This window comes from Streptomyces sp. NPDC054847 (assembly GCF_053610925.1).
In genome coordinates this window covers 1-6238 of sequence record NZ_JBSGZJ010000420.1, presented here as the reverse complement: position 1 = coordinate 6238, position 6238 = coordinate 1, and the positions used below count along the sequence as shown (strand labels likewise).

At 73.8% G+C, this 6238-nt stretch carries 7 protein-coding genes; 6 read left to right on the top strand and 1 reads right to left on the bottom strand.

The genetic code is table 11. The features are described from left to right. A partial coding sequence (gene cobA, locus ACWGH4_RS28995) for a uroporphyrinogen-III C-methyltransferase (protein ID WP_453466141.1) occupies window positions 1-924 on the top strand: 924 nt, incomplete at its 5' end. A 64-nt stretch (window positions 925-988) separates the two neighbouring features. Beyond that, a complete protein-coding gene (locus ACWGH4_RS28990; RefSeq protein ID WP_453466139.1) occupies window positions 989-1807 on the top strand; it encodes a TrmH family RNA methyltransferase in 819 nt (272 codons plus the stop codon). 4 nt (window positions 1808-1811) lie between these two features. Here the strand turns inward: ACWGH4_RS28990 and ACWGH4_RS28985 are convergent, their stop codons facing one another. Next, window positions 1812-2978, bottom strand: a complete 1167-nt coding sequence (locus ACWGH4_RS28985) for a protein kinase domain-containing protein (protein ID WP_441265326.1) — start codon at window positions 2976-2978, stop codon at window positions 1812-1814. Between the two features lie 232 nt (window positions 2979-3210). Between ACWGH4_RS28985 and ACWGH4_RS28980 the strand changes: the two genes are divergently transcribed. From ACWGH4_RS28980 to ACWGH4_RS28965, 4 genes are all read left to right on the top strand, one after another. Further along, entirely contained in the window at window positions 3211-3441 is a 231-nt protein-coding gene (locus ACWGH4_RS28980) for a hypothetical protein (RefSeq protein ID WP_189475064.1), read from the top strand. A 222-nt stretch (window positions 3442-3663) separates the two neighbouring features. Further along, window positions 3664-3867, top strand: coding sequence for a hypothetical protein (locus ACWGH4_RS28975; protein ID WP_189475062.1), 204 nt, complete (start codon window positions 3664-3666; stop codon window positions 3865-3867). A 792-nt stretch (window positions 3868-4659) separates the two neighbouring features. Further along, on the top strand, window positions 4660-5733 hold the full coding sequence (locus ACWGH4_RS28970) for a phosphotransferase family protein (protein WP_453466136.1): 1074 nt from the start codon (window positions 4660-4662) through the stop codon (window positions 5731-5733). A 98-nt stretch (window positions 5734-5831) separates the two neighbouring features. Continuing rightward, window positions 5832-6122: a TFIIB-type zinc ribbon-containing protein gene (locus ACWGH4_RS28965; RefSeq protein ID WP_453466134.1), complete on the top strand. Its 291-nt coding sequence runs from the start codon at window positions 5832-5834 to the stop codon at window positions 6120-6122. The last annotated feature ends 116 nt before the right edge of the window (window positions 6123-6238 follow it).

Genomic DNA, 6238 nt, shown 5'->3' with positions numbered 1-6238 from the left:
CGCACCAAGACGTGGTGCGTCCGCAGCGACGACGCCGACGCCGCCACCGCCTGGACCCCGGCGACGGGCCGCAGCGACGGCGTGACCGTCGCCGTCCTCACCGGCCGCGACCCGCGACGCTCCGCCGCGGTGCGCGACGCCATCGTCGAGGGCCTGCGCGACGGCACCCTCGCCGCGCCCCACCACCGCAGCCGCGCCCCGTTCGTCGCCCTCGTCGGCGGCGGCCCCGGCGACCCGGACCTGATCACCGTCCGCGGCCGCCGGCTGCTCGCGGAGGCGGACGTCGTCATCGCCGACCGGCTCGGTCCGCGCGACCTCCTCGACGAACTCCCGCCGCACGTGGAGGTCATCGACGCCGCCAAGATCCCGTACGGGCGGTTCATGGCGCAGGAGGCCATCAACAACGCGCTCATCGAGCACGCGAAGGCCGGCAAGGCCGTCGTCCGCCTCAAGGGCGGCGACCCGTACGTCTTCGGCCGCGGCATGGAGGAGGCGCAGGCGCTCGCGGAGGCGGGCATCCCGTACACGGTCGTGCCCGGCATCTCCAGCTCCATCTCCGTCCCCTCCGCCGCCGGAATCCCCGTGACCCACCGCGGCGTCGCCCACGAGTTCACCGTCGTCAGCGGCCATGTCGCGCCCGACGACCCGCGATCGCTCGTCGACTGGAAGTCCCTCGCCCGCCTGCGCGGCACGCTGGTGATCCTCATGGGCGTCGACAAGATCGGCGCCATCGCCGAGGCCCTCATCGCGCACGGCAAGGCACCCGAGACGCCGCTCGCGCTCGTCCAGGAGGGAACGACCGCCGCCCAGCGCCGGGTGGACGCCACCCTCGCCACCGTCGCGGAGACCGTCAGGGCCGAGGACGTGCGGCCCCCGGCCGTCATCGTCATCGGGGACGTCGTCGCCGTCGGCCCGCGCAAGTAACCACCGGTAACCCGACCTTGCGGGAACCGTTGGCACCGCACATCCAAGAAGGCAGTATCACCCTGTGGCCGATCTCATCACCATCGACGACCCCGACGACCCCCGCCTGCGGGACTACACGGGCCTGACCGACGTCGAACTGCGCCGCCGCCGCGAACCCGAAGAGGGCCTGTTCATCGCCGAGGGCGAGAAGGTCATCCGCCGTGCCGGACAGACCGGCTACGAGATGCGCTCCATGCTGCTCTCCGCCAAGTGGATCGACGTGATGCGCGACGTCATCGACGAGGTCCCCGCACCCGTCTACGCGGTCGATCCGGCCCTCGCCGAACGCGTCACCGGCTACCACGTCCACCGCGGCGCGCTCGCCTCCATGCAGCGCAAGCCGCTGCCGGACGCTGCCGAACTGCTCGGCACGGCCCGCCGCGTGGTCGTCATGGAGTCCGTCAACGACCACACCAACATCGGCGCCATCTTCCGCAGCGCCGCCGCCCTCGGCATGGACGCCGTGCTGCTCTCACCGGACTGCGCCGACCCGCTCTACCGCCGTTCCGTGAAGGTTTCCATGGGCGCGGTCTTCTCCGTTCCGTACGCCCGCCTCGACGCCTGGCCGAAGGGCCTCGAAGCGGTCCGCGAAGCGGGCTTCCGGCTGCTCGCCCTCACCCCCGACGAGAAGGCCACCTCCATCGACGAGGCGGCCCCCCACCGCCTGGAGCGGGTGGCGCTGATGCTGGGCGCCGAAGGGGACGGGCTGTCCACCAAGGCCCTCATGGCCGCCGACGAGTGGGTGCGTATCCCCATGTCCCACGGCGTCGACTCGCTCAACGTGGGCGCGGCGGCCGCGGTCGCCTTCTACGCGGTCGCCACCGGCCGCCCCGGAGCCTGACCCGTCACAGCTTCTGGGCGGCCGCGATGCCCAGCGCCACGATCAGCGTCACCACGAAGAAGACGGTGATCCGCTGACGCAGCAGCCGCGGATTGGCCGGCCGCCGGCCCGTCGAGGTGGTCCGCACCCCGGGTCTGGTGCCCGGCCGGCCGTTGGTACGGCCGGTGCCCCGAGGCTGCTGGGGCCGGGACCCGCCACCGGTGCGGGACGACGTCTGCGGCCTGGGCAGCGACCCGCCCGTACGCCGTTCCATGCGCTCGGTGCGATCCACACGCTCCGGATAGCGCGCCGTCGGCCGGTTGAGCTCGACCCGTTCCCGCTGCACGGGCGGCCGGGCGTCATGCAGTCCCTGGGCCTCCCTGGCGGCGATCTCCTTGAGCCGCATGGACAGTTGCAGCGTGCTCGGCCGCTCCTCCGGATCCTTCGCGAGGCACGCGGAGACCAGCGGCGCCAGCGCGTCGTGCACCCCGTGCAGCTGCGGCTCCTCGTGCACCACCCGGTACAGCATCACCTCGGAACTGCCGTGCCCGAAGGGTGAGTCGCCCATCGCCGCGTACGCCAGGGTCGCCCCCAGCGCGAACACGTCGGTCGCGGGCGTCACCGCCGCACCGCGCACCTGCTCGGGCGCGAGGAAACCGGGCGACCCCACGGCCGTGCCCACATGCGTCAGGGTGCTCGCGCCGGTGGCCCAGGCGATACCGAAGTCGATGATCCGCGGCCCCTTGGGCGACAGCAGGATGTTGGACGGCTTCAGATCACGGTGCACCACACCGGCCTCGTGGACCGCCACCAGCCCCTCGGAGAGCGCGGCACCCACCGCGGCCACGTCGGCGGCCCGCAGCGGACCCTCCTCGACCACCTTGTCGTGCAGCGACGGCCCCGGCACGTACTGCGTGGCGAACCACGGCCGGTCCGCCTCCAGGTCCGCCGCGACCAGCCGGGCCGTGCAGCCCCCGCGGATACGCCGCGCCGCCGAGACCTCGCGCGCGAAGCGCGAACGGAACTCCTGATCCTCCGCCAGGTCCGGCCGGATCACCTTCAGTGCGACCCGCTGCCCCCGCCGGTCCGAGCCCAGATACACGACACCCATGCCGCCCGCGCCCAGCCGCCGGTGCAGCCTGAACGAGCCGACGACACGCGGGTCCTCGCGCCGGAGCCGCATCATCGCCATGTCCGTCCCCTACCTACGGTGGGGAGGCCCCACCCCGCTGCCCGGTCGTCCGCTTTTGACGTGGCACAGCTTACGTACCCCCGCGCCGGTGCGCTCATAGGCCGCGCCCTCCCGACCGGATCGTTTGTCAGTGCCGGGTGGGAGAATTGAGCAGTGGTCAGCGGAGGGCGGATCCATCTCCCCTGACCCGTGCGTGATCTCAACGGTCAGTCGCAGAAGGGGGATTGGATCGATGAAGGGTGACCGCGTGGAGATAGTCGTGGACGCGGGAGACACGACCCGTACGTATGAAGTGGTGGCAAGCCGGGCGGGCCGCAGGGTCGAGACGGCGGTGCGCAGAGGGGTGGTCGAAGTGAGCGAAGTCACCCGTTCCGGGTCTGTCGTCCGGACGGCCCGATTCATGGCCACTCGGGTGCTTGCCCTGGTGGAACAGCCCGTCCCGCGGGTCGACGCCGCGGAGTGACGCACGACCCCTCCGGGAAGACCCCAACTCCCCACCGCCTCTCTCCACCCAGGGGAGTACGCCGGGGGGTGACGGCTCATCCTCCGGGAGGCCCGGTAATCGGTACGAGGGCATGACGTCCGGGGCCCTCGGTTTCCCTAATGTTGATGTCAAGCGGCGGGTGCAGCACTCGTCCCCCGAGGTCAGACACCCGCCGCTGCCAACCACGACAGGAGAAGGACCATGGCGGACACGGCAACGCGGATGATCCGCACGCAGGGACGCAAGGCATCCGCCGCGTTCGGCGGCCGCCAGTCCGGCACGCGCCACCCTCTGGTGGCGACGGCCATGGTCCTTCCCCTCGCGGCACTGCTGGTGGTCGTCTTCGGCGGCTGGGACGCAGTGGTCACACAGGCGTCGTCCGTAGGCGTGATGCTGGGGCGCTGAACGGCGCCCCGGGCCCGGAAGAGCGGTCCGGGCCGGGGACATCCGGCCAACAACCCCGTGGGGACGGGGGTGCGGCGGACGGCAGTGATGGCCGGTCAGCTGGGGAGCTGACCGGCCATCGCGCATGCCCTGACGCCCACCGGCACGCACCCGGTGCCCCGCGGGCCCGCACCCGTGTCTTCCACCTGCCCTCCCACGCACACGCGCCCCCTCGTAGCCCACCAGCACCTGCACCGGCGCCTAGCGATACCCGGCGGACCCGCACACGCGCTTTCCGCGTGCCGCCGCACGCACCCGCGTCCCTCACCCAGCCCGCCTGTATCCGCCGCCGGTGCCCAACGAGCCCTGGCGGACCCGCACCCGTGCCTTCCACGCCTTCGTGTCCCCTCACGCAGCCGCCTGTATCAGCCCCCGGTGCCATGCCGCCGGCCCGCGGGGTTCCCCCACCAGGCGGAGACCGGTTGCCGTGGCGCATCGAGCGACCACCGGCCGGTACGGGCCAGCAGGCCGAGACGCACTCCTGCGGGACCACGGTCCGTTGGGTCCGGCGGGAGGGGGGTGGGGTCGGAGGAGGGGGGTGTCCGGAAGTAAAGGGTCGCAACTCGCGCGAAGCGCGGTGAGGATAGCCATTCCGGGCACCCCCCTCCGGAGGCCCCGCCCCCCGCGCCACCCACCCGGCCCGGGGCCCAACCTGGGGACGTCACGCACTCGACCGGGCAACGCCGGACCGCTCCGGCACCGCCGGGACCGGGCCCCGCCCGACCGGGGGCCCGCCCCCGATACGCTCCCCCCGTGACCGCCTCAGTCGTACGCGCCCTCGCCACCGTCGCCCGCGACGCCGCGCACCGGGCCGCACCACGCGGCTCCTGCCGCGCCTGCGGCGCCCACGACGCCGGGACGCAGACGCTCGCCGACCGCCCTGACGGCATCGTCGTGCGCCATGGCGCGGCCGTCGCGAAGGCCCACGCTCCCGACACCGACCGGGCAGCGCACGAGATACGTGTCGCCCTGGCGGCCCACCCCGCGCTGGCGGGAATCCTGCTGCCGCCGCTCCCGGCCGGCCACCTGACGGGAACAGGTCCGCTCTCGAGCGAACCACGCCCCGTCACGACCTGGCCCTACGGCGTCCCTGTAGACCCCGCGGACCCTGACGCCGCGCCCTGGGAGGAGGCCGCGGTCCTGCTGGCGCGCCTGCACCGCGTCGCGCCGTCCCGGCTGTCGTGCGCAGCCCCGGGCAACGCCACCGCCGCCGACCCGACAGCCACCACCCCCGGCCCCGTGACGCCCCCCGGCCCCGCCACAACCCCCGGCCCCAACCCCGCCATCCGCCCGGCCCCGCTCCCACCCATGCGCGGTCCCGCCAAGGCCGCCGCCGCCGTGGCCCGCATGGAGGCGGCCGCGCCGGACCACCCGGCCGCGCCCGACGTGCGACGCGCCTGGGAGCGCCTGCCGGCCTGGGCGCGGGGGGAGGCGCCGTCCCCGCGCCGGGACGCGGTGTGCCACGGTGACCTGCACCTCGGCCAGCTCGTCCGCCATCCCGCCCCGGACGGCCCGTGGTTGCTGATCGACGTGGACGACATGGGGCTGGGCGACCCGGCCTGGGACCTGGCCCGTCCCGCTGCGTGGTTCGCGACGGGCCTGCTGGCGCCGGAGATCTGGCAGCGGTTCCTCGGCGCGTACACCGCCGCGGACGGCGGTGCTGTTCCTTCAGTCGGCGACCCGTGGCCCCAACTGGATGTGCCCGCGCGGGCGCTGACCGTTCAGACCGCGGCGCTCGCTCTGGCGAAGTCGGCTGCGGAGGGGCGTCAACCGGACGACGTCGAGCGGGCGGTGCTGGACGCCTGTACCCGAATCGGGACACTGTGACCCGAGTTGGAGTTCGATGCTCCGTCGTAGGGTGAATTCATCGTCGCCGGGCATGCATCCGGGCGACGTCGACCGAACGGCGAGGAGCTGACCAGACGATGCAGTGTCCCAAGTGCCATGCAGCGATGCACACGTACAACCGCAATGGTGTTCAGATCGAGCAGTGCAGCGGCTGCCGGGGCATATTTCTCGACTACGGCGAGCTGGAGTCGCTGACTCGGCTGGAGTCGCAGTGGACCCAGCAGGCCCCGCCCGTGCCGCCGGCTCCGCACGCCCCGCAGGCCTACCCGGCCGCGCCCCCGGCTCCGGCGTGGGGCGCCCCGCACCATGGTGGTCACCACGGGCACAACCGTCAGCGGAGCTTCGGCCGGATGCTGTTCTCTTCCTGAGTGCCTCCGGGTGCGGCGGCCGGGCCCCTGGCCCGGCCGGCCCTCCCCGCCCCCCCCCGGGGGCCCCCGGCCCCCGCCCCCCCCCCCCCGCCGCGGCCCGGCGCGACCCGTCCGAG

What these genes read in the sequence shown, in the direction of transcription:
- ACWGH4_RS28985 (WP_441265326.1), bottom strand. Translation starts at nt 2,978, where the DNA reads ATGGCGATGATGCGGCTCCGGCGCGAGGACCCGCGTGTCGTCGGCTCG.
- ACWGH4_RS28980 (WP_189475064.1), top strand. Translation starts at nt 3,211, where the DNA reads ATGAAGGGTGACCGCGTGGAGATAGTCGTGGACGCGGGAGACACGACC.
- ACWGH4_RS28975 (WP_189475062.1), top strand. Translation starts at nt 3,664, where the DNA reads ATGGCGGACACGGCAACGCGGATGATCCGCACGCAGGGACGCAAGGCA.
- ACWGH4_RS28965 (WP_453466134.1), top strand. Translation starts at nt 5,832, where the DNA reads ATGCAGTGTCCCAAGTGCCATGCAGCGATGCACACGTACAACCGCAAT.